General features: G+C 61.3%; 24 protein-coding genes. 10 read left to right on the top strand and 14 right to left on the bottom strand.

The annotated features are described in order from the left end of the window. Positions 1-44: 44 nt before the first annotated feature. From tldD to mreB, 8 genes are all read right to left on the bottom strand, one after another. Entirely contained in the window at positions 45-1,487 is a 1,443-nt protein-coding gene (tldD, locus tag J5M72_RS08915; protein ID WP_085711794.1) for a metalloprotease TldD, read from the bottom strand. A 5-nt stretch (positions 1,488-1,492) separates the two neighbouring features. Beyond that, complete coding sequence (locus J5M72_RS08910; protein WP_207865230.1) at positions 1,493-2,353, bottom strand: carbon-nitrogen hydrolase family protein; 861 nt, start codon at positions 2,351-2,353, stop codon at positions 1,493-1,495. 58 nt (positions 2,354-2,411) lie between these two features. Beyond that, complete coding sequence (locus tag J5M72_RS08905) at positions 2,412-6,215, bottom strand: YhdP family protein (RefSeq protein ID WP_207865228.1); 3,804 nt, start codon at positions 6,213-6,215, stop codon at positions 2,412-2,414. A gap of 75 nt (positions 6,216-6,290) precedes the next feature. Beyond that, positions 6,291-7,748, bottom strand: coding sequence for a ribonuclease G (gene rng, locus J5M72_RS08900; protein ID WP_169428859.1), 1,458 nt, complete (start codon positions 7,746-7,748; stop codon positions 6,291-6,293). Positions 7,749-7,806: 58 nt separating this feature from the next. Next, the gene (locus J5M72_RS08895; protein WP_169428858.1) at positions 7,807-8,403 is read right to left on the bottom strand and encodes a Maf family protein; all 597 of its coding nucleotides are present in this window, start codon (positions 8,401-8,403) and stop codon (positions 7,807-7,809) included. Positions 8,404-8,466: 63 nt separating this feature from the next. After that, positions 8,467-8,958 (bottom strand): rod shape-determining protein MreD, encoded by a 492-nt coding sequence (gene mreD / locus J5M72_RS08890; RefSeq protein ID WP_065260837.1) that lies wholly within the window; start codon positions 8,956-8,958, stop codon positions 8,467-8,469. Further along, entirely contained in the window at positions 8,958-10,094 is a 1,137-nt protein-coding gene (gene mreC / locus J5M72_RS08885; protein ID WP_169432593.1) for a rod shape-determining protein MreC, read from the bottom strand. The genes mreD and mreC overlap by 1 nt, the downstream gene beginning before the upstream one ends. A gap of 141 nt (positions 10,095-10,235) precedes the next feature. Continuing rightward, entirely contained in the window at positions 10,236-11,273 is a 1,038-nt protein-coding gene (mreB, locus tag J5M72_RS08880) for a rod shape-determining protein MreB (protein WP_002555108.1), read from the bottom strand. A 211-nt stretch (positions 11,274-11,484) separates the two neighbouring features. Between mreB and gatC the strand changes: the two genes are divergently transcribed. The 6 genes from gatC to J5M72_RS08850 all read left to right on the top strand — a co-directional run bounded on the left by gatC (position 11,485) and on the right by J5M72_RS08850 (position 16,729). After that, positions 11,485-11,772, top strand: a complete 288-nt coding sequence (gene gatC / locus J5M72_RS08875; protein ID WP_169428857.1) for an Asp-tRNA(Asn)/Glu-tRNA(Gln) amidotransferase subunit GatC — start codon at positions 11,485-11,487, stop codon at positions 11,770-11,772. Positions 11,773-11,788: 16 nt separating this feature from the next. Then, complete coding sequence (gene gatA / locus J5M72_RS08870) at positions 11,789-13,240, top strand: Asp-tRNA(Asn)/Glu-tRNA(Gln) amidotransferase subunit GatA (RefSeq protein WP_207865226.1); 1,452 nt, start codon at positions 11,789-11,791, stop codon at positions 13,238-13,240. Positions 13,241-13,250: 10 nt separating this feature from the next. Continuing rightward, positions 13,251-14,696 (top strand): Asp-tRNA(Asn)/Glu-tRNA(Gln) amidotransferase subunit GatB, encoded by a 1,446-nt coding sequence (gene gatB, locus J5M72_RS08865; protein WP_207865225.1) that lies wholly within the window; start codon positions 13,251-13,253, stop codon positions 14,694-14,696. Between the two features lie 173 nt (positions 14,697-14,869). Then, positions 14,870-15,244 carry a septal ring lytic transglycosylase RlpA family protein gene (locus J5M72_RS08860; RefSeq protein WP_169428854.1) on the top strand — a complete coding sequence of 125 codons (375 nt, stop codon included), beginning with the start codon at positions 14,870-14,872 and terminating at the stop codon, positions 15,242-15,244. Between the two features lie 46 nt (positions 15,245-15,290). Beyond that, on the top strand, positions 15,291-16,352 hold the full coding sequence (locus J5M72_RS08855; RefSeq protein ID WP_207865223.1) for a calcium/sodium antiporter: 1,062 nt from the start codon (positions 15,291-15,293) through the stop codon (positions 16,350-16,352). Beyond that, the gene (locus tag J5M72_RS08850; protein WP_016984177.1) at positions 16,349-16,729 is read left to right on the top strand and encodes a carboxymuconolactone decarboxylase family protein; all 381 of its coding nucleotides are present in this window, start codon (positions 16,349-16,351) and stop codon (positions 16,727-16,729) included. The genes J5M72_RS08855 and J5M72_RS08850 overlap by 4 nt, the downstream gene beginning before the upstream one ends. A 118-nt stretch (positions 16,730-16,847) precedes the next feature. Here J5M72_RS08850 and J5M72_RS08845 read toward each other — a convergent pair whose 3' ends face one another. From J5M72_RS08845 to kdgD, 5 genes are all read right to left on the bottom strand, one after another. Next, the gene (locus J5M72_RS08845) at positions 16,848-17,789 is read right to left on the bottom strand and encodes an AEC family transporter (RefSeq protein WP_207865220.1); all 942 of its coding nucleotides are present in this window, start codon (positions 17,787-17,789) and stop codon (positions 16,848-16,850) included. A 97-nt stretch (positions 17,790-17,886) separates the two neighbouring features. After that, positions 17,887-19,440 (bottom strand): galactarate dehydratase, encoded by a 1,554-nt coding sequence (garD, locus tag J5M72_RS08840; RefSeq protein ID WP_207865218.1) that lies wholly within the window; start codon positions 19,438-19,440, stop codon positions 17,887-17,889. An 11-nt stretch (positions 19,441-19,451) separates the two neighbouring features. Then, positions 19,452-20,816 carry an MFS transporter gene (locus J5M72_RS08835; RefSeq protein WP_085711879.1) on the bottom strand — a complete coding sequence of 455 codons (1,365 nt, stop codon included), beginning with the start codon at positions 20,814-20,816 and terminating at the stop codon, positions 19,452-19,454. A 153-nt stretch (positions 20,817-20,969) separates the two neighbouring features. After that, entirely contained in the window at positions 20,970-22,409 is a 1,440-nt protein-coding gene (locus tag J5M72_RS08830) for an aldehyde dehydrogenase family protein (protein WP_207865216.1), read from the bottom strand. A 61-nt stretch (positions 22,410-22,470) separates the two neighbouring features. Beyond that, entirely contained in the window at positions 22,471-23,382 is a 912-nt protein-coding gene (gene kdgD / locus J5M72_RS08825; protein ID WP_007953624.1) for a 5-dehydro-4-deoxyglucarate dehydratase, read from the bottom strand. 235 nt (positions 23,383-23,617) lie between these two features. Between kdgD and J5M72_RS08820 the strand changes: the two genes are divergently transcribed. The 4 genes from J5M72_RS08820 to J5M72_RS08805 all read left to right on the top strand — a co-directional run bounded on the left by J5M72_RS08820 (position 23,618) and on the right by J5M72_RS08805 (position 26,138). Next, entirely contained in the window at positions 23,618-24,916 is a 1,299-nt protein-coding gene (locus J5M72_RS08820) for a phospholipase (protein ID WP_207865214.1), read from the top strand. Between the two features lie 11 nt (positions 24,917-24,927). After that, on the top strand, positions 24,928-25,119 hold the full coding sequence (locus J5M72_RS08815; protein ID WP_207865212.1) for a hypothetical protein: 192 nt from the start codon (positions 24,928-24,930) through the stop codon (positions 25,117-25,119). Positions 25,120-25,221: 102 nt separating this feature from the next. Then, entirely contained in the window at positions 25,222-25,596 is a 375-nt protein-coding gene (locus J5M72_RS08810) for a hypothetical protein (RefSeq protein WP_207865210.1), read from the top strand. A 191-nt stretch (positions 25,597-25,787) separates the two neighbouring features. Next, complete coding sequence (locus tag J5M72_RS08805) at positions 25,788-26,138, top strand: hypothetical protein (RefSeq protein ID WP_207865208.1); 351 nt, start codon at positions 25,788-25,790, stop codon at positions 26,136-26,138. A 7-nt stretch (positions 26,139-26,145) separates the two neighbouring features. Here J5M72_RS08805 and J5M72_RS08800 read toward each other — a convergent pair whose 3' ends face one another. Next, positions 26,146-26,892, bottom strand: coding sequence for a FadR/GntR family transcriptional regulator (locus J5M72_RS08800; RefSeq protein ID WP_207865206.1), 747 nt, complete (start codon positions 26,890-26,892; stop codon positions 26,146-26,148). Positions 26,893-26,936: the final 44 nt, after the last annotated feature.

The following is a 26,936-nucleotide window of genomic DNA, read 5'->3' as shown; positions in this document are numbered from 1 at the left end:
CACCGGGTGGCCGCACTGCGCGCCACCCGAAGCTCCATCCCTTCTTATGCGCCCGTGCCACCCACGGTGATCGCATCGATTTTCAGGGTCGGCTGACCGACACCCACCGGCACCGACTGCCCGTCCTTGCCGCATGTGCCCACACCGCTGTCGAGTGCCAGATCGTTACCGACCATCGACACCCGGCTCATCGCTTCCGGACCATTGCCGATCAACGTCGCGCCTTTGACCGGCGCGGTGATCTTGCCGTCCTCGATCAGGTAAGCCTCGCTGGTGGAAAACACGAACTTGCCGCTGGTGATGTCGACCTGACCGCCACCGAGGTTGGCGCAGTAGATGCCTTTCTTCACCGACGCGATGATTTCCGCCGGATCGCTCTGGCCGCCGAGCATGTAGGTGTTGGTCATCCGCGGCATCGGCAGGTGCGCGTAGGATTCGCGGCGACCGTTGCCCGTGCGGGCTACGCCCATCAGGCGCGCATTGAGCTTGTCCTGCATGTAGCCCTTGAGCACGCCGTTTTCGATCAGCGTAGTGCACTCGGTCGGGGTACCTTCGTCGTCGACGCTCAGGGAACCACGACGACCGGCCAACGTGCCGTCATCGACGATGGTGCAAAGTTTGGATGCAACCATTTCGCCCATGCGACCGCTGTAGGCCGAACTGCCCTTGCGGTTGAAATCGCCTTCCAGACCATGGCCGACCGCTTCGTGCAGCAGCACACCGGACCAGCCCGACCCCAGAACCACCGGCAAGGTGCCGGCCGGTGCCGGAATCGCTTCCAGATTCACCAGCGCCTGGCGCAACGCTTCACGGGCATAGCCCATGGCGCGGTCTTCGGCGAGAAAATAACGGTAGTCGGTACGCCCGCCACCGCCGTGTCCACCACGCTCGCGACGGCCATTCTGCTCGACGATCACACTGACGTTGAAACGCACCAGCGGCCGCACGTCGGCAGCCAGACCGCCATCGGTCGAAGCCACCAGAATCCGCTCCCAGACCCCGGCCATGCTCACGCTGACCTGCTGGATACGCGGGTCGAGGGCGCGAGTCGCCACGTCGATACGCTTGAGCAGTTCAACTTTTTCAGCGCGGCTCAGCACTTCCAACGGGTTGTCCGGCGCATACAACTGGGCGACGTCCTGGGTGCTGAACGCCTGCACCGTTCCGTTCTGCCCGGCGCGGGAAATCGAACGGGCCGCACGGGCTGCCGCGCCGAGCGCTTCGAGGGTGATCGCGTTGCTGTAGGCAAAACCGGTTTTCTCCCCGGACTGGGCCCGCACGCCGACACCCTGGTCGAGGTTGAAACTGCCTTCCTTGACGATGCCGTCTTCCAGCGACCAGGACTCGGAAATCTGCCCCTGGAAATACAGGTCGGCCGCATCGATGCCTGGACCCGCCAGATCACCGAGCACGCCTTGCAGGCTCTCGATCGTCACGCCGCCGGGCGCCAACAGGTGATCACTGACTGAGGACAACAACTCGCTCATAGGTTTTACGCCTTAAATTCGTGTTCTGAAGCAGGTCGCTGGGCGCCCTGCGAAAAAAACCGCCGATGATTCGTCACCGGCATGCGCGCCCGGATGGACGCCTGTTCGTCACTGTCACGCTCGGCCAGCAACACGGCTTCGCCTTGTTCCTGCTGCGCCAGCACGCGCCCCCACGGATCGACAATCGCCCCGTGGCCAAAGGTTTCCCGCGGCCCTGGATGTGTCCCGCCTTGAGCGGCCGCCAGCACATAGCACTGGGTTTCAATGGCCCGTGCGCGAATCAACACATCCCAGTGCGCCGCCCCTGTCACAGCGGTGAAAGCCGACGGCGCGGTAATCAGCTCAGCCCCGGCAGCCCGCAGCTCACTGTACAACTCCGGGAAACGCAGGTCGTAACACACCGTCAGGCCGAGCCGGCCGACCGGGGTATCCGCTACGACCACACCACTGCCGTAAGCATAGTCATCGGATTCGCGGTAACGGCCGCGATTGTCCGCCACGTCCACATCGAACAGGTGCAACTTGTCATAGCGGGCAACAAATTCGCCCTGATCATCTACCAACAACGAGCAGGCATGGGACTTGGCTTCGGGCTGCCCCACGGGCGGCAACGGCAAGGTGCCGGCCACTATCCATAATTTGAGGTCGCGGGCGGTCTGTTTCAACCACGGCAGGATCGGGCCTTCACCGAGGGCTTCGGCGCGGCCGATATCGGCGATGTCGCGACGGCCCATGGCCGCGAAGTTTTCCGGCAGTACCGCCAGCTTCGCGCCAGCGTTGGCCGCTTGTTCGAGCAAACGTCGGGCATCGCGCAGATTGGCCAGCACATCGCTCTGGCTGACCATTTGAATCACCGCTAAAGACATGGCGCACTCCGCAAGAGGTATGCGGCCATGCTACTCCATCGGTTCAGGGGCTGGCTGTTCAAAAAGGCTTGTCGAAGGTGATTTTCGGCTCTTTCCACGGGCCTTTGACGGTGTATTTGACGCTGGCGAACCGCGCCACGCGATCACCGATCAGCTTGTCGATCAGGAACAGCGCCCCACCGACCGCCGGTGCACCGACGATCAGCGCGGCGATCGGCAGGTTGTTGGTCACCGGCAAGGTCACCAACAATTTGGCGTCGACCTGATCGCCGACCAGATCCAGCGTGCCATTGAGTTCCAGATTGCTCGACGGCCCGGTGAGCTTGATCGGCTCCTGCGTCACGTAAACGCCATTGTTCGCTACCAGCAATCCCTTGACCCGGTCATAGCTCAAGCCTTTGCCGAACAGGTCGGAAAAGTCCAGACGCAACCGGCGACCGATGGAGTTGAAATTGAGCAGACCGAACACTCGCAACGCCTGGGCACCGCCCTCGACTTCGACGAACTGGCCCTTGTTCAGCGACGCATCGAGCGAGCCGGAGAAACGCTTGGTGGCCAGCCATGCCGGCGAACCCGGCCAACGTCCGTCGACATCCATGTGGAATTCTTCGCTGGTCACGCTTGGCGCAAAGCCCCAGCCCTTGAGCACATCGGCGAGGTTCTTGCCGCCGATCCGGCCCTTGTACCAACTGGTCGTGGCACCGGGCGTCCCTTCCCAGCCGCCGTTGCCCTGCAACAGGATGCCTTTGAGGCCCAGATCGAGATTGTTCAAGGCAATGCCTTTGGCGGTCGGTCGCACTTTCAGTGACCAGCCACCGACCAGATCCGGCCCCAGAAACAGCTGATTGACGGTGATGTCCAGCGCCGGGATTTTGGTTGGATCGACCGAGACTAACGGGTCCGGTGAATTTTCGTCGGCCTGGACCGATGGATCCGGCGCCGGCAGTCGCACGTATTGCAGATTGACGGCAATCGGCGCGCCCTTGGCATCGGGCAAGCTCGCCGTGCCTTTGGCTTGCTGACTGTCGAGCGCCAGGGCCCAGGCATCGGGCTTGCGGTTCAATTGCACCGCCGCCTGATCCAGTGTTGTGCCGAACGCCGTGAGCTTGCCGACCTTGAAGTCCGCACTGCTGAGCAATTGCTTGGCACTGCCGCCGGGATCCTGTCCGGCGTATTTTTCCAACAGATCCTGCCAGGGTTTGACGTCCAGCTCGGATAACACGCCGCGCACCCGCAAGCCTTTGTTGCCAGGCAGTACCGCCTCGCCGACACCGAGAAACAACTCGCCTCGACCATCGGCGAAACTGTTCGGTGGCGCCGCAAAGGTGAAGTTGGCCAATTGATCGTAGTTGACCCAGTAGCGCCGCTCCTGCCCTTGCAGCGTCATGCGGAACACCGTGTCACGCCCGGTGCTGGCGTTCAGGCCGAACGGAGCGGGCAGGTCCACCGCCACCCCTTTCAGATTGGAACTGACCATCAATTGACTGTCGGCACCGTCAAGATTCACTTGCAGCTGATAAGGAATCGTCCCGGATACCGGCAACGGCTGAGTCACACTCAGCCAGTCCGTGAGTTTCTTGACCTCGACCTGCCCTGACGCCGCCACGCGAGTCTTGAGCTTGCCGGGGCCGCCATCGGCGAAAATCTGTGCGGTGACCGGTTTGTCGAAGGCCCGGGCACTGATGTTCTGGCCGCTCAGGCCCTTGGTGCTGTCAAAACGGAAATCGCCCTTGAGCTGGCTAAGCTCCAGCTTCGGCTCGGCCAGTTTCAATCGCGCATTGGCCGTTTTGAAGTCCACAAGAATTTTCGGCTGATCGCCCTTGGCCAACGGTACATCCAGTTTGAGCTTGCCTTGCAGATCGCCATCGCCTTCCCAGCCAGCGAAAGTGTCGGCAGTGCCGATCGGCGCTTCCTGAAGAATCTTCAGGCCGTCGCCCAGGCCTCCGGCGAACCCGCCATCGAGGAACAGGTGGCTGTGCTCGCCGCTCGGCACATGGGGGATGTTGACGAAGACATCGTTGACCCGGGTGTCGAGCAACTGGCCTTCGCTGGCGACGATCCGTACCCCGCTGTCTTCGATGAACACGTCGCCGCTGACCTTGCTCACGTGCGGCCAGCCTGGCTGGAACGCCAGCTCGGCGTCGTGCACCTTGAAAAACAGGCTGATGCTGCGGTCCGCGTCTCCGGCCCCCTTGTTCAGCGAGCCCTGGTACTGGAAGAACCCCTGATCCACCGAGCCTTTGAGAATCGCCGTGCGCAGCCACTCGTCGAGGGCCGGGCTCAAGACTTCGGGCAGGTACTTGGCGGTGTAACGACCATCACCGTCCACCAGACCGACCCGCAGGTCCATGTAGTCTTCCTGGGTATGATCGAAATGCAGACGGATCAGGAAATCGCCGGCAATCTTGCCCTCTTCGCCGAGCACCTTCAGGTACGGCGCGATCAGGGTGAAACCTTCTTTGTCGAGCTTCCAGGTCAACCGGGCGTTGGCCTGAATGTATTGCCACGGCTTGGCGAAAATCGGATCGAGGTGCAGGACGAAATCCTTGCTGTCCATGCGCAGCTCGCCGCCGCCGAGATTGCCGGTAAGGCTGCCGCTGACATTCCGTGCCGCCGGCGCGCCGTGGTAGGCGTCGAAGCCGACTTGATCGAGGTTGGCGGCGAAGCTGAATTTGCTGTCGTCGGTGGCATTCGGACGGAAATCCAGCAGCACGTTACGCAGACCGCCGGTCACTTTCAGGCGCTCGACCACGGTGGCGAAGCCTTGGGGCAAAGGTCCGAGGGCATTGAGCAAAGGTGTGATCGGGGTCAGGTCGAGGCGGTCAGCCTGCAGATGCCAGAGTTCTTCGGTTTTGTCGGTGGCGGCGGTCTGTTTGATCTGGACATGGGATTCCCAGCGGGTTTCACCGACATTCATCGCCAGCGAATCAAGCGTGACAGTGGCCCCCTCGGGACCGCGCTGGAAGTAGCCGTTGAGCGCCAGATTGTGGATCTGGATCGGCTTGCGCTCAGCGTAGGCACCGGTCAATTGCGGCGCATTGAGACGGATCGCAGCGCTCTGCAACGCCCCCTCGCGCCAGTCGACCCACAGCTCGCCACCGGCCTTGATCTCGGAGAAATTCCATTGCTGGGTTATGCGCTCGGGCAGCCATTTCGACCAGTCGCTCTGCGGCAGGCTGACATAACCTTCCACTTCGCTGTTCTGCCACTGACTCGGACGAATCCGCGTGCGCAGGCTCAGCGCCACGGGGTGTCCGTCGGGCAATGTCAGCCGAGCGTCGAGGCGTTGCCGATTGGCACCTGTCTTGAGATTGAGTCCGACATAAGTGAGCGTCAGCGGCGCCTGGTCCAGCGGCAGCAAGGTCACCTGACTGTCGAGCACCGACAGTTGCTGGACCATTTGCATGCGATTGAACAGTTGCTCGGGATCCATCGGCTGGTCCTGCTGCACCGGCAGGCCTTCCAGCGCCCAATGACCATCCTCGCCTTCCTTTAGGCTGATCTTCAGGCCGTTGAGTTCAAGATGAGCGATGCGCACTTCACGGGCCAGCAGACTGGCCCACAGATCCGGCACCGCGCGCACCCGATCCAGGCGCAAGGCATTGGCGCCGTCGCCGACCATGACATCGTGAGCCAACAGGATCGGTGCAAATCCGCTCCAGTTGCCTTCAAGCTCTCCGATCTGCAACGGCATACCCAGAGCGGCGCTGGCCTTGTCTTCGATGTCGGCGCGATATTCGGCCACGAGCGGTGCGAGTTCCCGGCCGAGGCTGACGTACAACGCCATCAACACCAGAATCAACGCGCACAGGCCCAGACCCCAGCGGGTCAGTGCGGCCAGAATGCGTGTCAGACGTTCCATGTCAGTTGGCTCCCATGGCAAAAATGCTGCAAAAAGCTGAGGCCAGCCGTTTCAGGAAAAAGGTGACGCAGGGGATCAGAGCAGCACCACGTCATATTGTTCCTGGGAATACATGGTTTCCACCTGGAAGCGTATGGTGCGGCCGATAAACCCTTCAAGCTCGGCAACGTTGCCGGATTCTTCATCGAGCAAACGGTCGACGACTTTCTGGTTCGCCAGCACGCGGTAGCCCTCGGCCTGATAGGCCCGGGCTTCGCGCAGGATCTCGCGGAAGATCTCGTAACAGATGGTTTCCGGGGTTTTCAGCTTGCCCCGGCCCTGGCAACTGCTGCAAGGCTCACACAGTACCTGTTCGAGGCTTTCACGGGTGCGCTTGCGGGTCATCTGCACCAGACCGAGCTCGGTGATGCCGATGATGTTGGTCTTGGCGTGATCGCGCTCCAGCTGTTTTTCCAGGGTTCGCAGAACCTGGCGCTGGTGTTCTTCATCTTCCATGTCGATGAAGTCGATGATGATGATCCCGCCCAGATTGCGCAGGCGCATCTGCCGGGCAATCGCGGTGGCGGCTTCGAGGTTGGTCTTGAAGATGGTTTCTTCGAGGTTGCGATGTCCGACGAACGCCCCGGTGTTCACGTCGATGGTGGTCATGGCTTCTGCCGGATCCACCACCAGATAACCGCCGGACTTCAGCGGCACCTTGCGCTCAAGGGCCTTCTGGATTTCGTCTTCGACGCCATACAGGTCGAAGATCGGCCGCTCGCCCGGGTAGTGTTCCAGACGATCGGCGATTTCCGGCATCAGTTCGGCGACAAACTGCGTGGTTTTCTGAAAGGTTTCCCGGGAGTCGATGCGGATCTTCTCGATCTTCGGGCTGACCAGATCCCGCAGGGTGCGCAGGGCCAGGCCGAGGTCTTCGTAGATCACACTCGGTGCGCCGACGGTCTTGATCTGCTCGTTGATCTGATCCCACAGGCGTCGCAGGTAGCGGATGTCCATCAGGATCTCATCGGCCCCGGCACCTTCGGCGGCGGTACGCAGGATGAAGCCGCCCGCCTCCTTGATCCCTTCCTTGGCCACACAATCGCTGACCACCTGCTTCAAGCGCTCGCGTTCGGCTTCGTCTTCGATCTTCAGGGAAATGCCAACGTGGGCCGTGCGCGGCATGTAAACCAGATAGCGCGAAGGAATCGACAGCTGAGTGGTCAGACGCGCCCCTTTGGAGCCGATCGGGTCCTTGGTCACCTGCACCACCAGGCTTTGGCCCTCATGCACCAGCGCGCTGATGCTTTCCACTGCCGGGCCTTCACGCAGGGAGATTTCCGAGGCGTGAATGAATGCCGCACGATCCAGGCCGATGTCGACAAATGCCGCCTGCATGCCCGGCAGTACCCGCACGACCTTGCCTTTATAGATGTTGCCGACGATCCCGCGTTTTTGCGTGCGCTCGACATGCACTTCTTGCAGCACACCGTTTTCGACCACCGCCACGCGCGATTCCATCGGCGTGATGTTGATCAGAATCTCTTCACTCATGGCAGGGTCTCGTTCAGGCATGTTCACAATGATGGCCGCATCTTGATCTGTTCGACGGTTACTGCGCACTCGGTTTTTGCCAACAGGGTATGCCGAAATGACCGAGCAGTTCTGCGCTTTCGCACACCGGCAAACCGACCACGGCCGAATAACTGCCGTTGAGACCGGCAACGAACACCGCGCCGAGCCCCTGAATGCCGTAACCGCCGGCCTTGTCCCGAGGTTCGCCACTGGCCCAGTAGGCCGCGGCTTCTTCACGGCTGATCGCCCGGAACCGTACCAGGCTGCGCACCACTTGAGACTCGCAACGGTCCCCGTCGAGCACGGAGATGGCGGTGAGCACTTCGTGTTCCTTGCCGGACAACATCATCAGCATGGCGCATGCGTCGGCTTCGTCCACCGGTTTGCCAAGAATTTTGCCGTCCAGCACCACTGCAGTGTCGGCGCCCAACACACAAAATGGCGTGTCGCAGACGACAGAGCGCCGCCCGGCCTCGGCCTTGCCACGCGCGAGGCGCTCGACATAGGCCGACGGGGATTCATTGGCAAGAGGAGTCTCATCGATATCCGCGCTGATGGCGGTAAACGGGACGCCGATCTGCGTGAGCAACTCACGCCGACGCGGCGATCCTGAGGCGAGATAAAGCGGCTTCATCCAAACATCTCCCTGTTGAGTGCCCTGCCTCATGGCACCGGTACGGGCCCATGCCTGACCGAATCAGTTGATTTTGTAGCGTCGGCGCAATCCGCGCAAAGCGAAGCTGACCCAGGGCCAGAGCAAGGCACTGACCAGCGCCGGCAGGACCAGCGCCAGGGTCGGCTGACGATTGCCAGTCAAGGCGCTGAGCCAGAGCTGTACAAGTTGAGCGAGGCCGAAGATCACCAGGATCACCAGGCTCTGCTGCCACATCGGGAACATCCGCAGGCGCTGTTGCAACGAGAGCACCAGGAATGTGATCAAGGTCAGGATCAAGGCGTTCTGCCCCAGCAACGTGCCATAGAGCACGTCCTCGGCCAGCCCCAGGCAGAAAGCCGTCACCATGCCGATCATCTGCGGCATGTACAGCGCCCAGAATGCGAGGAGCAACGCCAGCCACAGCGGGCGGAGGATTTCCATGAACTGCGGCAACGGCGACACACTGAGCAGCATGCCGATCAGAAAGGTCAGCCAGACGATCCAGCCGTTTCGGGAGGCTTTGACACCGACCATTATTCTCGTCCCCCGGTGGTGGCCGGTGCAGTGACCGGCGGTTTGGCGGCCGGCCGTGCGCTGGCAGGCTGAGCGGCCGGTGGCTTGCTGGCCGCTGCGGGCGGTTTGGCCGGCGTCGCTGGCGGCTTGCCTGCAGCAGGTTTGGCTGGCGTGGCGCTGGCGGGTGCTGCGGCAGGTGTGGCCGTCGTTGCTGCAGGCGTCGCAGTCTGGGTATTCACCGTTTTCGGCACGGTCGCCGGAACAACCGGCCCACCACCAAATGCATCAAGATTTTCCTGAGCCTGCGCCGCATCGTTGGCACGCTCTTCAGCCGTACGGTTGTCACTGAACACCAGCAGCAAGTAGCGGCTGCGGTTCAAGGCGGCAGTCGGTACGGCTCGGACAATGGCAAATGGCTGGCCGGAATCGTGGATCACTTCCTTGACCGTCGCCACCGGGTAGCCGGCCGGGAAGCGCTGACCCAGGCCGGAGCTGACCAGCAGATCGCCTTCCTTGACATCGGCGGTATCGGCCACATGGCGCAGTTCCAGACGTTCAGGGTTACCGGTGCCGCTGGCAATCGCCCGCAGACCGTTACGGTTCACCTGCACAGGAATACTGTGGGTCGAGTCGGTCAGCAGCAATACACGGGAGGTGTACGGCATCAGTTCGACCACCTGCCCCATCAGGCCACGTGCATCGAGCACCGGCTGACCGAGCACCACGCCGTCGCGCTCACCTTTATTGATGATGATGCGATGGGTGAAGGGGTTCGGGTCCATGCCGATCAGCTCGGCCACTTCGACCTTCTCGTTGACCAGCGCGGAGGAATTGAGCAACTCACGCAGACGAACGTTCTGCTCGGTGAGGGCGGCAAGCTTCTGCATGCGCCCCTGCAACAGCAGGTTCTCGGTCTTGAGTTTTTCGTTTTCGGCGACAAGCTCGGTGCGGCTGCCGAACTGACTGGCGACACCTTCCCACAGCCTGCCGGGCAGATCTGTGATCCAGTAAGCGTCCATCAGCACCAGCGACATCTGGCTGCGGGCAGGCTTGAGCAGGCTGAAACGGGCATCGACCACCATCAGTGCGACCGACAGCACGGCCAGCACCAACAGGCGCACGCCCAGTGAGGGGCCCTTGGCGAAAAGCGGTTTAATAAGCCGCTCCTCCCAGGCAAATGTTCTGTTTATTCATACGGCATCAAACCGGCCTGGATGAAGACTGACAGAAGATAAACGCCAACAGGCAGCACTGCAAAGTGCTGCCTGTGCGCTCACCCACGTATTGCACCCGGCGACTTATTCGCTGGAGAGCAGGTCCATGGTGTGCTTGTCCATCATTTCCAGTGCACGGCCACCGCCGCGGGCAACACAGGTCAGCGGATCTTCGGCAACGATCACCGGCAGACCGGTTTCCTGGGCCAGCAGCTTGTCGAGGTCACGCAGCAGTGCGCCACCACCGGTCAGCACCAGGCCACGCTCGGCGATATCGGAAGCCAGTTCCGGCGGCGATTGCTCCAGGGCGCTTTTCACGGCCTGAACGATGGTGGCCAGGGACTCTTGCAGAGCTTCCAGCACTTCGTTGGAGTTCAGGGTGAATGCGCGTGGAACGCCTTCGGCCAGGTTGCGACCGCGAACGTCGACTTCGCGCACTTCGCCGCCCGGGTAGGCCGTGCCGATTTCCTGCTTGATGCGCTCGGCGGTGGATTCGCCGATCAGGCTGCCGTAGTTGCGGCGCACGTAGGTGATGATCGCTTCGTCGAAGCGGTCGCCGCCAACGCGGACGGATTCGGCATAGACCACACCGTTCAGGGAGATCAGTGCGATTTCGGTGGTACCGCCACCGATATCCACGACCATCGAACCGCGCGCTTCCTCAACCGGCAGGCCGGCACCGATCGCAGCAGCCATCGGCTCTTCGATCAGGAATACTTCACGGGCACCGGCGCCAAGGGCCGATTCACGGATGGCGCGACGCTCAACCTGGGTGGACTTGCATGGAACGCAGATCAGCACACGAGGGCTGGGCTGCAGAAAGCTGTTTTCGTGAACCTTGTTGATAAAGTATTGCAGCATCTTTTCGCAGACGCTGAAGTCGGCGATCACACCGTCCTTCATCGGACGAATGGCAGCAATGTTGCCCGGCGTACGGCCGAGCATGCGCTTGGCCTCGGTGCCGACAGCAACGACACTTTTCTGGTTACCGTGTGTCCGAATGGCCACAACCGATGGCTCATTCAGGACGATACCGCGCTCGCGCACGTAAATAAGGGTGTTGGCAGTGCCCAGGTCAATGGAAAGATCGCTGGAAAACATGCCACGCAGTTTCTTGAACATGGGAAAGGGACCCTAGGCAACGCGTGGGTAAAAAAGTGCGGCAAACTCTAACAACGACAGGGATTTTGGGCAAGGCGCCAATATGTTAAATTGGCCGCTTTTCTGTGCACCAAGCCCCACAATCGCGGCCTTATGACCGTAGAAGTGCGGTAGTGTTCCGACAATCTAACACACGGACGCCGTCCGTCCTGTTTTCCACTGGAGAAACCCGATGGCGCTAGAACGCTCCGACGTGGAAAAAATCGCTCATCTGGCCAGCCTTGGCCTCAATGACGCCGATCTTCCACAAATCACTTCGGCCCTCAACAGCATTCTCGGGCTGGTCGACGAAATGCAGGCGGTCAATACCGACGGTATCGAGCCGCTGGCCCACCCGCTGGAAGCCAGTCAGCGCCTGCGCGCCGACGTCGTGACCGAAAGCAATCACCGCGAGGCTTATCAGTCCATCGCACCAGCGGTCGAAAACGGCCTGTACCTGGTTCCGAAAGTCATCGACTAAAGGGAAAGAGCCTGCAATGCATCAAATGACTCTGGCCGAGATCGCCCGCGGTCTCGCCGATAAAAAGTTTTCTTCCGAAGAACTGACCAAGGTCCTGCTGGCGCGCATTACCCAGCTCGACCCGCAGATCAACAGTTTCATCAGCCTCACTGAAGAGCTGGCCCTCAAGCAGGCGAAAGCCGCCGACGCGCGCCGGGCCAACGGTGAGAGCGGCGCCCTGCTCGGCGCACCGATCGCCCACAAGGACCTGTTCTGCACCCAGGGCATCCGCACCAGCTGCGGCTCGAAGATGCTCGACAACTTCAAGGCCCCGTACGACGCCACCGTGGTGTCGAAGCTGGCCGCCGCGGGCACCGTGACCCTGGGCAAGACCAACATGGACGAATTCGCCATGGGCTCGGCCAGTGAGTCGAGCTGGTACGGCGCGGTGAAAAACCCGTGGAACCTGGAACACGTGCCGGGCGGTTCGTCCGGTGGTTCGGCGGCGGCAGTTGCCGCTCGTCTGTTGCCTGCGGCTACCGCCACCGACACCGGCGGCTCGATCCGCCAACCGGCCGCGTTCACCAACCTCACCGGCCTGAAACCGACCTACGGTCGTGTTTCGCGCTGGGGCATGATCGCTTACGCCTCCAGCCTCGATCAGGGCGGCCCACTGGCTCGCACCGCCGAAGACTGCGCGATTTTGTTGCAAGGTATGGCCGGCTTCGATCCGAACGACTCCACCAGCATCGATGAGCCAGTGCCGGACTACGCCGCCGGTCTGAATGGCTCGCTTCAAGGCCTGCGCATCGGCGTGCCGAAGGAATACTTCGGTGCCGGTCTCGACCCGCGCATCGCCGACCTGATCCAGAACAGCATCAAAGAGCTGCAGAAACTCGGTGCCGTGATCAAGGACATCAGCCTGCCGAACATGCAGCACGCGATTCCTGCGTACTACGTAATCGCCCCGGCGGAAGCTTCTTCCAACCTGTCGCGTTTCGACGGCGTGCGCTTCGGCCACCGCTGCGCAGACCCGAAGAACCTGGAAGATCTGTACAAGCGCTCCCGTGGCGAAGGCTTCGGGCCTGAAGTACAGCGCCGGATCATGGTCGGTGCCTACGCGCTGTCCGCCGGTTACTACGACGCCTACTACCTGAAAGCGCAGAAGATCCGTCGCCTGGTGAAAAACGACTTCATGACGGCATTTAATGAAGTCGACATCATCCTCGGCCCGACCACGCCGAACCCGGCCTGGAAACTCGGCGCCAAGAACAGCGACCCGGTCGCTGCCTACCTGGAAGACGTCTACACCATCACCGCCAACCTCGCGGGCCTGCCGGGCCTGTCGATGCCGGCCGGTTTCGTCGACGGCCTGCCGGTCGGCGTGCAACTGCTCGCTCCGTATTTCCAGGAAGGCCGTTTGCTCAACGTTGCGCACCAGTATCAGTTGAACACTGACTGGCACACCCGCACCCCAACCGGCTTCTGAGGAGACACACATGCAATGGGAAGTCGTGATCGGGCTGGAGATTCACACCCAGCTCACCACCCGGTCGAAAATCTTTTCCGGTAGTTCCACCCAGTTCGGTTCCGAGCCGAACACCCAGGCCAGCCTGATCGACCTGGGCATGCCCGGCGTGTTGCCGGTGCTCAACCAGGAAGCGGTGCGCATGGCAGTGATGTTCGGTCTGGCGATTGACGCCGAGATCGGTCAGCACAACGTGTTCGCCCGCAAGAACTACTTCTACCCGGACCTGCCGAAGGGCTACCAGATCAGCCAGATGGAATTGCCGATCGTCGGCAAGGGGCACCTGGACATCGCCCTGGAAGACGGCACGGTCAAACGCGTCGGCATCACCCGCGCGCACCTGGAAGAAGACGCCGGCAAGAGCCTGCACGAAGAATTCAGCGGTGCCACCGGCATCGACCTGAACCGTGCCGGCACGCCGCTGCTGGAAATCGTGTCCGAACCGGACATGCGCAGCGCCAAGGAAGCCGTGGCCTACGTCAAGGCGATCCACGCGCTGGTGCGTTACCTGGGCATCTGCGACGGCAACATGGCCGAAGGCTCGCTGCGTTGCGACTGCAACGTGTCGGTGCGTCCGAAAGGCCAGGTCGAGTTCGGCACTCGCTGCGAGATCAAAAACGTCAACTCGTTCCGTTTCATCGAGAAGGCGATCAACTCCGAGATCCAGCGTCAGATCGACCTGATCGAAGACGGCGGCAAAGTGATCCAGCAGACCCGTCTGTACGATCCGAACAAGGACGAGACCCGTCCGATGCGCAGCAAGGAAGAAGCCAACGACTACCGTTACTTCCCCGATCCGGACCTGCTGCCGGTGGTCATCGAGGACTCGTTCCTCAATGACGTACGCGCCACCCTGCCGGAGCTGCCACCGCAGAAACGCGAGCGCTTCCAGAGTGCCTTCGGTCTGTCGGCCTACGACGCCAACGTGCTGGCCACCAGCCGTGAACAGGCAGACTACTTCGAAAAAGTCGCAAGCATCGGCGGCGACGCCAAACTGGCGGCGAACTGGGTAATGGTCGAGTTGGGCAGCCTGCTCAACAAGCAGAACCTGGATATCGAGAATTCGCCGGTTTCGGCCGAGCAGTTGGGCGGCATGCTGCAGCGCATCAAGGACAACACCATCTCCGGCAAGATTGCCAAAGTGGTGTTCGAAGCGATGGCCAACGGCGAAGGCAGCGCAGACGAGATCATCGAAAAGCGCGGCCTGAAGCAGGTGACCGACAGCGGCGCGATCTCGGCGGTGCTGGACGAAATGCTCGCGGCCAACGCCGAGCAGGTCGAGCAATACCGTGCGGCAGACGAAGCCAAGCGCGGCAAGATGTTCGGTTTCTTCGTCGGTCAGGCCATGAAAGCCTCCAAGGGCAAGGCCAACCCGCAGCAAGTGAACGAACTGCTCAAAAGCAAGCTCGAAGGCTGATGTAAATGGAGCCAGCCTGCAAATCTGGCTCCACTCCCTGTGGGAGTGGCGGTTCGGCGCTTGCTCGCGAAAGCGGCGTAACAGTCAGCAGATATGTTGAATGTGAGCCCCCCTTCGCGAGCAAGTCGGAGCGCCGAACCGCCGCTCCCACATTTGTTTTCGGGACCTCTTGAATGAAGCGTCTGTTCAGCCTTTGCGCCCTGCTCTCCTTGCTGGCCGGTTGCGCCAGCACCGATGTCATCGACCCGCACGGTTACGACCAGACCGGCGTCGCCTCCTATTACGGTGCCAAACACCACGGTAAACGCACCGCCAGCGGCGAAGCGTTCAACCAGAATTCCCTGACCGCCGCCCATCGCCAGTTGCCGTTCGGCACGCGGGTGAAGGTCACCAACCTGAAAAACGACAAATCCTGCGTGGTGCGTATCAACGACCGCGGGCCGCACACCCGTGGGCGCATCATCGATGTTTCACGGGAAGCCGCCGAACGCCTCGGCATGATTGGCAGCGGCACGGCGCGGGTTCGCGTGCAGGCCCTCGACGACTGACGGAGCGTCCACCATTTTTGGACTGACCGATTTACCGCTGATCAAAGTGATTGAGCTGCTCTGCGGATTGTTCCTGCTGATCGCCGGTGCCGAACTGATGGTACGCGCCGCCGTGCGCCTGGCCGCGCGGCTGCATGTACGGCCGCTGATCATCGGTCTGACCATCGTCGCCCTCGGCAGCAGCGCCCCGCAAATGGCGGTCAGTCTGCAGGCAACCCTGACGCACAATCCCGACATCGCGGTCGGCAGCGTGATCGGCAGCAGCATTTTCAACATCCTCGTAACCCTCGGCCTGTCGGCGCTGATCATTCCATTGCGCGTCTCACGGCAACTGGTACGCCTCGACATCCCGTTGATGATCGGCGCCAGCCTGCTGGTGTTCGTGCTGGCCTGGAACGAAGAGATCGGCCGATTCGACGGCATCCTGCTGCTGGCGGCCCTGGGGTTGTACCTCGGTTTGCTGTTGCGCCAGTCGCGCCACTCGGCCCGGCCACATTCCGGTCATCCTCAAACTCAGCCAGCGCCTTGGTTCACCAGCCTGCTGATGATCGTCGCCGGGTTGGCCATGCTGGTATTCGCCGGACATCTGCTGCTGGGCGCCGCTGTCGCAGTGGCCACGGATCTGGGCTTTTCCGAGCGAGTCATCGGCCTGACCGTGGTCGCGGTCGGTACCTCGCTGCCTGAACTCGCCACCTCACTGATCGCCGCCCTGCGCGGGCAGCGCGACATTGCCGTGGGCAACGTGATCGGCGCCAACCTGTTCAACCTGCTCGGTGTGCTCGGCGTTACCGCGTTGATCGCGCCAACGCCCCTGTCAGTGTCGCCGAACGCGCTGGGTTTCGACCTGCCGGTGATGCTGGGCGTGGCCACGCTGTGCCTGCCGGTGTTCTACTCCGGCTATCGCGTGACCCGCGCCGAAGGCCTGTTGCTGCTCGGCTTGTACCTGGCGTACGGGCTGCACGTGGTGTCGTTCACCACCGGCATGCCACTGGCCGGCAAGCTTGAACGGTTGATGCTGTTTTATGTGCTGCCGACACTGCTGACGTTTCTGTTTTTCACGTCCGTACGCGCCTGGCGCCGCCAACACCACAAGAGGGATGTGCCATGACCGAATCGAAGAAATCCGGGGTTGAAGTCCGCCGTCAGGTAATGGGCGACGCGTTTGTCGACCGCGCACTGGGCAATGCCACCGAGTTCACCCAACCCTTGCAGGATTTCGTCAACGAACACGCCTGGGGCGGTGTGTGGAATCGCGAAGGTTTGCCGCTGAAGACCCGCAGCCTGATTACCCTCGCCGCGCTGACCGCGTTGAAGTGCCCTCAAGAGTTGAAGGGCCACGTGCGCGGCGCGCTGAACAACGGTTGCACGGTCGACGAGATCCGTGAGGCGCTGCTGCATTGCGCGGTGTACGCCGGGGTGCCGGCGGCGATCGATGCGTTTCGGGCGGCGCAGGAAGTCATCGACACCTATCAGAAACCTGAGTGACAGATCTGCTCCCTTCACGAGCAAGCCCGCTCCCGCAGGGGATTTGTGATCGCCACAGATCCAATGTGGGAGCGGGCTTGCTCGCGAAGAGGCCCGAACGTTCAAACCCGGTCTCAGGCTAGATCCATCCGCCCCATTGCAACAGAAAGATCCCGACGTTGGTGGTCACTGCCGCCATCAACGTGGTCAACACAATGATCGCCGCCGCCAGTTCATGGTTACCCTGGGCCGCCCGGGCCATGACAAAACTGGCGGCCGCCGTCGGGCTGCCGAAGTAGAGAAACAGAATCCCCAGCTCCGCCCCGCGAAAGCCCCACAGCCAAGCACCTAGCGTGGCGAACACCGGCAGACCGACCATCTTCACCAGACTCGAACTGAGCGCCATGTTGCCGCTCTTGCGCAGCGCCGCCAGCGACAGCGTACCGCCAATGCAGATCAGGGCCAGCGGCAGCGTGGTTTGCGCCAGGTACTGGCCGGACGTTTCCAGCCATCCCGGCAGACCGATCTTGAACCAGGCAAACGGTGCCGCCGCGATCACGCTGATGATCAGCGGATTGCTGAACACGCTTTTGCAGATGCTCCACGGGTCGGACTTGATCACCGGGCTGTAGACCGCCAGCACGATGGTCGACAGGGTGTTGTAGAAGAGAATCACCAGCGCCGCGAGAATCGCCCCGAGGGAAATCCCGTAGTCGCCATACATGCTCGCCGCCAGCGCCAGCCCGATGACCCCGTTGTTGCCGCGAAACGCGCCCTGGGTGTAGATGCCGCGATCTTCCCGCGGGCAGCGGAGAATCGCCCAGCCCCAGGCCAGGGCAAAACTGGCCAGCGTGGCGAGGGCGAAGTAGATCAGCAGCGCCGGTTGCAGCGCGGCGTGCAGGTCGGCATGAAGGATGCCGAGAAACAGCAGCGCCGGCATGCTGACGTTGAATACCAGTGAAGAGGCTGTGTGGATGAAGTTGTCGTTGATCCAGTCAATGCGCTTGAGCAACACCCCCAGAAACAGCATGGCAAACACCGGCGCGGTGATGTTCAGGGTTTCGAGGAAGATTGCCAGCATGCCGGGGAGCCTTGGAGGTGAGCGTCGTCAGGGGGCTAATGATAAGCCACTTTCACCCCGTTCGTTCCCACGCCATGCGTGGGAACGATCAACAGACTCAGGTGATCGGCGCCGGATTGAACAACGTAATGTCGTTGTGCAGCTTGTGCTTCTCCGCCCACGTCTGCTGCTTGCCGCTCGCCACATCCAGGTAGTAGTGGAACAACTCCCAGCCCAATTCCTCGATGCTCGCCCGTCCGGTAGCAATCCGCCCGGCATCGATGTCGATCAGATCCGGCCAGCGCTGCGCCAGCTCGGTACGGGTCGACACCTTGACCACCGGCGCCATGGCCAGACCATAAGGCGTACCACGCCCGGTAGTGAACACGTGCAGGTTCATCCCCGCCGCCAGTTGCAACGTACCGCAGACAAAATCACTCGCTGGCGTCGCACAGAAGATCAAACCCTTCTGCTTGAACCGCTCCCCGGGGCCAAGCACACCGCTGATGGCGCTACTGCCGGATTTGACGATCGAGCCCAACGACTTCTCGACAATGTTCGACAACCCGCCCTTCTTGTTACCCGGCGTGGTGTTGGCGCTGCGATCCGCCTCGCCCTTGGCCAGGTAACGGTCGTACCAGTCCATCTCACGTACCAGCTCTTCGGCAACGGTTTTGGTCTGCGCCCGTGAGGTCAGCAGGTAAATTGCGTCACGCACTTCAGTGACTTCGGAAAACATCACCGTCGCCCCTGCCCGCAGCAGCAAGTCAGAGGCATAACCGAGCGCCGGGTTGGCGGTGATCCCGGAAAACGCATCGCTGCCGCCGCACTGCATGCCGAGGATCAGTTCGGACGCCGGCACGGTTTCCCGGCGGCGCAGGTCGAGCTTCTTCAGGCGGGTTTCGGCCAGCGCCATGATCTGCTCGATCATCTCGGTGAAACCGTGACTGGAATCCTGCAAGCGATACAGCCATGGCTCGCTCAAGTCCACCGATGCATCGTCCTCGTGCATCACCTGCCCGGCCTGCAATTTCTCGCAGCCCAGGCTGATCACCAGCGCCTCGCCACCGAGGTTCGGGTTGCGCGCCAGATTGCGCACGGTGCGGATCGGGATGTAGGCGTCGGTGGCCGTAATGGCCACGCCGCAACCGTAACTGTGGGTCAGCGCCACCACATCATCGACGTGGGGGTACTTCGGCAACAGTTCATCCTTGATGCGTTTTACCGCGTGATCCAGCACCCCGGTGACGCATTGCACGGTGGTGGTGATCCCGAGGATGTTACGCGTGCCGACGGTGCCGTCGGCGTTGCGATAACCCTCGAACGTGAAGCCCTCCAGCGGCGCCTGGGCGGCCGGCACATCGGTGGACAGCGGCAGGCTGTCCAGCGGTGGCGCGGTCGGCATGCGCAGTTGATCTTCCTTGACCCAACTGCCACGGGGAATCGGCTGCAAGGCGTAGCCAATGATCTGGCCGTAGCGAATCACCGTACCACCCTCGGGGATGTCCACGAGGCTGACCTTGTGACTCTGCGGCACAAAATCCACCGTCACCAGGCCATCGGTGAATGCGGTGCCGGCCGGCACGCCCTGGTCATTGACCACAACCACTACGTTGTCCCGCTCGTGCAGGCGGATGTAGCGCGGCGAGTCGGAATGTTCAATCAACTGCATGGCGCCGCTCCTCAGGAATGCGCTTGAGACAATTTACCGGTGGCTTCGGAACCGCCATTGGTTGGCGGTTCTTTCAGGACCACACGCTTGATCGGGCCGACGATCACCAGGTAGCTGAACACCGCCACCAGCGCATTGGCGCCAACGAACACCAGCGCCCACTTGAACGAGCCGGTGGAGCTGATGATGTAGCCGATGACGATTGGCGTGGTGATCGACGCGATGTTGCCGAAGGTGTTGAACAGGCCACCGCTCAGACCGGCGATCTGTTTCGGCGAGGTGTCGGAGACCACCGCCCAGCCCAGCGCGCCCACGCCTTTGCCGAAGAAGGCCAGGGCCATGAAACCGACCACCATCCATTCCACTTCAACATAGTTGCACGCGACGATGCTGCTGGAGACCAGCAGGCCGGCAATGATCGGCGCCTTGCGAGCGAAGGTCAGCGAATGGCCCTTGCGCAGCAGGTAATCGGAAATCACCCCGCCAAGGACACCGCCGATAAAGCCGCAGATCGCCGGCAACGAGGCGATGAAACCGGCCTTGAGGATGGTCATGCCGCGCTCCTGCACCAGGTACACCGGGAACCAGGTCAGGAAGAAATAGGTGATACCGTTGATGCAGTACTGGCCCAGATACACGCCGAGCATCATGCGGTTGGTCAGCAACTGACGGATGTAATCCCACTTCGGGCCGTCAGCCTTTTTGCCTTGCTTCTGGTCCATGTCGACCATACCGCCGTTGTCGGCGATGAACTTCACTTCCGCTTCGTTGGCCATCGGGTGCTGACGCGGGCTGTGGATAACCTTCAGCCAGATCAGCGAGAACAGGATGCCGAACACGCCCATGACAATGAACACGTGTTCCCAGCCAAAGGCATAGACGATCCAGCCCATCAGCGGAGCGAACAGCACGGTGGCAAAGTATTGCGCCGAGTTGAAAATCGCCGAAGCGGTACCGCGTTCGGCAGTCGGGAACCAGGCCGCCACAATGCGTGCGTTGCCGGGGAACGATGGCGCTTCGGCCAGACCGACCAGAAAGCGCAGCATGAACAGCGCGACGATGGCCGTGGACATGCCGAACTCACCGACGAAGCCTTGCAGCACGGTGAACAGCGACCAGGTGAAAATGCTCAGGGCATAGACTTTTTTCGAGCCGAAGCGATCGAGCAGCCAGCCGCCGGGAATTTGCCCGGCCACGTAGGCCCAACCGAAAGCAGAGAAGATGTAGCCGAGGGTGACCGCGTCGATGCCGAGGTCTTTTTGCAAACTGGAACCGGCGATCGCGATAGTGGCGCGGTCGGCGTAGTTGATCGTGGTCACCAGAAACAGCATGAGCAAGATCAAATAGCGGACGTGAGTCGGCTTGGACGATTGCATGTAGATGTACTCCCACTGATTATTTTTATGCGCGGGTGGATCTTCTTTGGTCTTTGTGGGAGCTGGCTTGCCAGCGATGGCATCACTGCGGTGTGACTGAAAACCGAGGTGATAGCATCGCTGGCAAGCCAGCTCCCACAGGTATTGCGTGGATCAGGAACCGATGTAGCTGGTCTTCACGACCGTGTAGAACTCTTGCGCATAGCGGCCTTGCTCACGTGAGCCATAGGATGAACCCTTACGGCCCCCGAACGGAACGTGGTAATCGACACCGGCGGTCGGCAGGTTGACCATCACCATCCCGGCCTGGGAATGACGCTTGAAGTGGTTGGCGTACTTCAGCGATGTGGTGGCGATGCCCGCCGACAGACCGAATTCAGTGTCGTTGGCCATGGCCAGTGCAGCCTCGTAATCGGCCACGCGAACGATGTTGGCCACCGGGCCGAAGATCTCTTCGCGGCTGATGCGCATCGACGCTTCGCTGTCGGCAAACAGGGTCGGCGCAAGGAAGTAACCCTCGGTGTCGCAGGTCACCAGACCGCCGCCGCTGACTACGCGCGCTCCTTCGGACTGACCGATGTCGATGTACTTCAGGTCTTGTTCAAGCTGTGCTTGCGAGACCACCGGACCGATGTCGGTGCCGGCCTTCAGCGCGTGACCGACCTTGATCGACTTCATGCGCTCGGCCATGGCCTCGACGAACTTGTCGTGAATCCCGGCGGTGACGATCAGTCGGCTCGATGCCGTGCAACGTTGACCCGTGGAGTAGAACGCGCTCTGCACCGACAGCTCGACCGCCTGCTTGAGGTCGGCGTCGTCGAGAATGATCTGCGGATTCTTGCCGCCCATCTCCAACTGAACCTTGGCTTGGCGCGACACGCAATTGACCGCGATCTGACGGCCCACACCGACGGAACCGGTAAAGCTGATGCCGTCGACTTTCGGACTGCTGACCAGCGCTTCACCGACCACACGACCGCTGCCCATCACCAGGTTGAACACGCCGGCCGGGAAGCCTGCGCGGGAGATGATTTCGGCCAGCGCCCAGGCGCAACCCGGCACCAGATCTGCCGGTTTCAACACCACGCAGTTGCCGTAGGCCAGGGCCGGGGCGATTTTCCACGACGGAATCGCAATCGGGAAATTCCACGGGGTGATCAGGCCGACCACGCCGAGGGCTTCGCGGGTGACTTCGACGTTGACGCCCGGGCGCACCGACGGCACATAGTCGCCGGACAGACGCAGGCACTCACCGGCGAAGAACTTGAAGATGTTGCCGGCGCGGGTCACTTCGCCGATGGCTTCGGGCAGGGTCTTGCCCTCTTCCCGGGCCAGCAGGGTACCGAGCTCTTCGCGGCGGGCGAGGATTTCGGTGCCGACTTTATCGAGCGAGTCGTGGCGGGCCTGAATGCCCGAAGTCGACCACGCCGGGAACGCGGCGCGAGCGGCGTCGATGGCGGCGTTGACCTGAGCCAGGTCAGCCTTGGCGTAATCGCCGATGGTGTCGCTCAGCTCGGACGGGTTGATGTTGACCGAGTAATCGTTGCCGGCGACCCATTCACCGTTGATGTAGTTGTCATAGCGCTTGGTCACGAATCATTCTCCTGACGCAAAAGGCCGCTGATTGCTCAGCGGCCTCGTTTATAGAGTTGGGTTACTGCGCACCTTGCTTGTCGATCAGCGCGGCGAGCATCTCGTACTCTTCGCGGGTCAGGTCGGTCAGCGGCGCCCGCACCGGGCCTGCGTCATAGCCGGCGATTTTGGCGCCGGCCTTGACGATGCTCACGGCATAACCGGCCTTGCGGTTGCGGATGTCCAGGTACGGCAGGAAGAAGTCGTCGATGATCTTGCCGACGGTGGCGTGATCTTCGCGGGCAATCGCGTGGTAGAAGTCCATCGCGGTTTTCGGGATGAAGTTGAACACCGCCGACGAGTAGACCGGCACGCCCAGGGCCTTGTAGGCCGCGGCGTAGACTTCGGCGGTCGGCAGACCACCGAGGTAGCTGAAGCGATCGCCGAGGCGACGACGGATCGACACCATCAGTTCGATATCGCCCAGACCGTCCTTGTAACCGATCAGGTTCGGGCAGCGCTCGGCCAGGCGTTCCAGCAGCGGCGCGGTCAGGCGGCAGACGTTGCGGTTGTAGACCACCACACCGATGTTGACCGATTTGCACACCGCTTCAACGTGGGCCGCTACGCCGTCCTGGCTGGCTTCGGTCAGGTAGTGCGGCAGCAACAGCAGGCCTTTGGCGCCCAGACGCTCGGCTTCCTGTGCGTATTCGATGGCCTGGCGGGTCGAACCACCGACACCGGCGAGGATTGGCACGCTGCTGGCGCAGGTGTCGACGGCAGTCTTGATGATTTCCGAGTATTCGCTGGCAGCCAGGGAGAAGAACTCACCGGTGCCACCGGCGGCGAACAGGGCTGAAGCACCATACGGGGCCAGCCATTCCAGGCGTTTGATGTAGCCAGCGCGATTGAAATCGCCCTGAGCATTGAAATCGGTCACCGGGAACGAGAGCAGGCCGGCGGAGAGGATGGACTTCAGTTCTTGTGGATTCATTATTCGAACACCCTGGTAACAACGTTTTTTGTGAGTGGACCGTTCAGCCTTCGCCGAAGTTGTAGGTCATCGTACAACTTAAAAGATAACCGTCAACTGCATTTCATCGCTGGGGGGCATTTTTTGTCGGACAAAATTTCTTTTTGACGTAGGAGATTTCTCGACTAGGCTGGATTTCACTGTATATACATACAGTTAAATAAAAACCTGCCGACGACATATCAAGGAGAAAGAAATGTCCGGTCTACAAACCCAATGCCTTGAAAAACCCACACCGGTCATCGCCCGTTTCGATGATCTTTTTGCCCCCGGCGGCATCGCATTCAGTGCTGATAACCCACACCTGTTACTGCACATCGCCGACTCCCACAGTGATGTCGAACCCGCCCTCGCCCTGCCCGGCAAAGCCATGAAAGGCAAACCGCCGCTGCGCTTTGAAGGCGCGGAACACACGGCTGTCGGCGATAACACCCGGCTGCGCTTCGTTGAAGGTGCCGAGCCAGTGCTCGCGCAAAACGTGCCTTTGCATTTGCCGAACGGGTTAGCGCTGACCTACGGCCAGGTGCTGGCGCTGGGCGGTGACTTCTACGGAATCGTCGACCGGCCGATCAACGAAGGATCGACCCCGGCTGATCGCCTTCAGCGCTACACGGCGGCCTTCGACAGCCTCGCCGCGTTGCCCGCTTCAAAGGCCGAAGCGACACAGGTTCTCGCGATCATGCAAAAGGAGATCGACGCGGTTAAACAGGCGATCAAGGATGGCAAGCAACCCCACGAGGCTTATGACGCTTTAGGAGATACGTTGTCGGAAGAGTGGAACAAGATCACTGGCGGCGGCAGTTTTGTCTCGGCGCTGTTCCCGCTCGGTCGCTATCTGAAACTGGCGGCGAACAACGCCGACCACTTCGGCGAATGGGCTCGCCTGGCCTACATCGCCGGCCACACTGCCGCCCTGCAAACCGCCGCAGCCGCCCACGCCAGTCAGGACGAACTGCAACTGGAACGGGCCTACGCGATGAACGCATTTGCCGACCACTACCTCACCGACCTGTTCTCCTCCGGGCATTTGCGGGTGCCACGCAAAGCCATGGCAGCCGCCGTGACGCCGAGTGATCTGGGCTCGCTCATCACCCGCTTCATGCACGACGAAGACAGCAAGTTCGGGCTCAAGGTGCGCAATGGACATGGCGAGCAATGGCGGGCATTCGGTGACAAGCGCTACTTCGATGCCACGGACGCCGACAACCGAAATCAGGTGAATCAGGCAGTGCAGGATTCGGCGGACGAGGTGTATGCCGCGTATTCCAGCGGCAACGTGCCGACCACTTTCAACGCGCTGCAACGGTTGCCGGATCTGACTTTCGTGATGAATCCGGCCAACAACTTCTCGCCCCTGTTCCGCGTCCAGGACAACAAAGTCCTGCGGCGCAAGGACGTCAACAACCTCAACGATACCGCCACCGTCGACGACTGGTGGGGCTGGAGCACTTACCTGCTGCTCAAGGACTATCACCCGACCGGCAACACGAATTAAGGAGCGATTCGATGACCCTCAAATTGAAACTGGAACTGGCCTCGGGCCAATCGATGAAAGGTGCGCCGCTGCAATTGCTGCGCGACGGCGTGGCTATCGCCCGGGCGTCGGTGGACGCTCAGGGCCAGGCAACGTTCGACGTCAGGCCCGGCGTGGGCAAACTGGCGGTCAGGGTCGATCGTTCGATTCTGCCCCAGAGCTGAAATGCCCGGACAAGATTGCCCCGGCGCGCCTCACCGATTCGCCGGGTAAAGTGCGACGACTGCCGCGAAGGATCGCGGCAGATCTTTCAAGGAGAACGAAGCATGACGTTTGCCGCTGCACACCTTCCGCAATTCCCCGATCACGCCAGCGACTCGATCATCCTGCGGTTGTCGACTCTGGATGACGATTTGATCGTTCAGGTACCCGATGGCCAGAGCACCCCGCCGAACTGGGATGTGTACCCGATCCTCGGCGAGGACCCGGAAGAGCCTGAATGGCAGGGTTTGTCGGAGCCGACCGGCGTCTGGGATGACGGATTGGATGACATGGTCGGCCTGACCGGAATCGAGTTGAGCATCCCGAGATTCGAGCTGGAAAAGTACCTGAACAGCACCGTTGAGCTGCGCTACAAATTTGCCGATGAATCCAGTCTGGAGCCTTGTTCGGAGCCGCTGAAACTGTACATCGAGTCCTGATCCTGCTCTTTCGAGTCCTTCCCAAGACCGAGCAACTACTACCGCTCATCGCAACTGTCATTTCTGACAGGTGCGAGCGTTCGGCTGGTTAGGGCTTACTGACTTGGGAGTTCACGAACCGGCTCCATCAGCGCAACACCATGAATTGCGCTCTTACAACGGTTCAAATGGATGTGAAAAGGAGTTAGATCATGACTGCACAAGCCAAAACCTTGGTAGCGCCGGATCTCAAAGAAGCCGTGAACGGTGTGCTACACGTTAGCCAACTGAAAGTAGACGCTCACGGTGATGTACCGCCTTACCCCCTGGCCGCTGCTGGCGACGAGATTACTATGCAGGCAGAGACTTCGACCGGTAACGAATGGAAAGGCTCCCACGTACTGACCGCAGCCGAGGTGGGAAAGCACGTTATCTTCGCCATCCCCAAAAGTGTCTTTGAGAAAAATCTAGTTCCGGGTGCCAATGCCAACTTGCGTTACATAATTACCCAAAACGGTAACTCTTTGATGTCCCCATTGCTGACAATTCGACTCGAACGATAAGTAACAATCACCCCTGAGCCTGTGCCTCCTCATGCGCCTGACGCAGCCGTTCGCGGCTGTTGGTCAGGTGCAGGCGCATGGCCGCACGGGCGGCATCGGAATCCTGACGGGCAATCGCGTCGTAGATTTCTTCGTGCTCGCGGCTCAGGCGATTCATGTAGTGCTGCTGATCGTCATGGGCCAGTCGCGCCGAATTCAGCCGCGTGCGCGGAATGATGCTGGTGCCCAGGTGGGTCATGATGTCGGTGAAGTAGCGGTTGCCGGTGGACAGCGCGATTTGCAGGTGGAACTGGAAATCCGACGCCACCGCATCGCTGGCGTGGGCCACGCTTTCGTTCAGCGCATCGAGGGCGGCGCGCATGGCGGCCAGTTGTTCGGCGCTGCGACGTTGTGCGGCGAGGCCGGCGGATTCGACTTCGAGGCTGATACGGAATTCGAGAATCGCCAGTACGTCACGCAGGGTGACCACGGTGGCTGGGTCGATGCGGAAACCGCTCGGGCTCGGCGTGTCGAGAACGAAGGTGCCGATGCCGTGGCGGGTTTCGACTTGCCCTGCAGCCTGCAGCCGGGAAATCGCCTCGCGCACTACGGTGCGGCTGACGCCATGGGCTTCCATGATTGCCGACTCGGTAGGCAACTTGTCGCCACGCTTGAGCAGACCGTCGCGGATCTGCTCGGTCAGCACCGTCACCAGTTCCTGTGCCAGGCTGCGGCGCTTGCGAGGGAGGCGCGGGGTGTCGATCGGGTTTTCCATGGTCTGGAGTTATCTCGAATTTCGGCTAGAGAGGCATCATAGCC

Source organism: Pseudomonas sp. 58(2021) (assembly GCF_017491585.1).
Taxonomy (GTDB): domain Bacteria; phylum Pseudomonadota; class Gammaproteobacteria; order Pseudomonadales; family Pseudomonadaceae; genus Aquipseudomonas; species Aquipseudomonas fluorescens_BT.
The sequence above is the reverse complement of the archived record's forward strand: the minus strand, read 5'-3'. Positions and strand labels throughout refer to the sequence as shown.

Excerpts from the sequence above, each read along its gene's own strand:
- J5M72_RS08835 (WP_085711879.1), bottom strand. The coding sequence starts at position 20,816 with ATGCAATCGTCCAAGCCGACTCACGTCCGCTATTTGATCTTGCTCATG.
- J5M72_RS08805 (WP_207865208.1), top strand. The coding sequence starts at position 25,788 with ATGACTGCACAAGCCAAAACCTTGGTAGCGCCGGATCTCAAAGAAGCC.
- J5M72_RS08815 (WP_207865212.1), top strand. The coding sequence starts at position 24,928 with ATGACCCTCAAATTGAAACTGGAACTGGCCTCGGGCCAATCGATGAAA.
- J5M72_RS08860 (WP_169428854.1), top strand. The coding sequence starts at position 14,870 with ATGAAGCGTCTGTTCAGCCTTTGCGCCCTGCTCTCCTTGCTGGCCGGT.
- J5M72_RS08845 (WP_207865220.1), bottom strand. The coding sequence starts at position 17,789 with ATGCTGGCAATCTTCCTCGAAACCCTGAACATCACCGCGCCGGTGTTT.
- J5M72_RS08810 (WP_207865210.1), top strand. The coding sequence starts at position 25,222 with ATGACGTTTGCCGCTGCACACCTTCCGCAATTCCCCGATCACGCCAGC.
- gatB (WP_207865225.1), top strand. The coding sequence starts at position 13,251 with ATGCAATGGGAAGTCGTGATCGGGCTGGAGATTCACACCCAGCTCACC.
- rng (WP_169428859.1), bottom strand. The coding sequence starts at position 7,748 with ATGAGTGAAGAGATTCTGATCAACATCACGCCGATGGAATCGCGCGTG.
- kdgD (WP_007953624.1), bottom strand. The coding sequence starts at position 23,382 with ATGAATCCACAAGAACTGAAGTCCATCCTCTCCGCCGGCCTGCTCTCG.
- J5M72_RS08850 (WP_016984177.1), top strand. The coding sequence starts at position 16,349 with ATGACCGAATCGAAGAAATCCGGGGTTGAAGTCCGCCGTCAGGTAATG.
- J5M72_RS08905 (WP_207865228.1), bottom strand. The coding sequence starts at position 6,215 with ATGGAACGTCTGACACGCATTCTGGCCGCACTGACCCGCTGGGGTCTG.
- gatA (WP_207865226.1), top strand. The coding sequence starts at position 11,789 with ATGCATCAAATGACTCTGGCCGAGATCGCCCGCGGTCTCGCCGATAAA.
- J5M72_RS08800 (WP_207865206.1), bottom strand. The coding sequence starts at position 26,892 with ATGGAAAACCCGATCGACACCCCGCGCCTCCCTCGCAAGCGCCGCAGC.
- gatC (WP_169428857.1), top strand. The coding sequence starts at position 11,485 with ATGGCGCTAGAACGCTCCGACGTGGAAAAAATCGCTCATCTGGCCAGC.
- J5M72_RS08895 (WP_169428858.1), bottom strand. The coding sequence starts at position 8,403 with ATGAAGCCGCTTTATCTCGCCTCAGGATCGCCGCGTCGGCGTGAGTTG.
- mreD (WP_065260837.1), bottom strand. The coding sequence starts at position 8,958 with ATGGTCGGTGTCAAAGCCTCCCGAAACGGCTGGATCGTCTGGCTGACC.
- garD (WP_207865218.1), bottom strand. The coding sequence starts at position 19,440 with ATGCAGTTGATTGAACATTCCGACTCGCCGCGCTACATCCGCCTGCAC.
- J5M72_RS08910 (WP_207865230.1), bottom strand. The coding sequence starts at position 2,353 with ATGTCTTTAGCGGTGATTCAAATGGTCAGCCAGAGCGATGTGCTGGCC.
- J5M72_RS08820 (WP_207865214.1), top strand. The coding sequence starts at position 23,618 with ATGTCCGGTCTACAAACCCAATGCCTTGAAAAACCCACACCGGTCATC.
- mreB (WP_002555108.1), bottom strand. The coding sequence starts at position 11,273 with ATGTTCAAGAAACTGCGTGGCATGTTTTCCAGCGATCTTTCCATTGAC.
- tldD (WP_085711794.1), bottom strand. The coding sequence starts at position 1,487 with ATGAGCGAGTTGTTGTCCTCAGTCAGTGATCACCTGTTGGCGCCCGGC.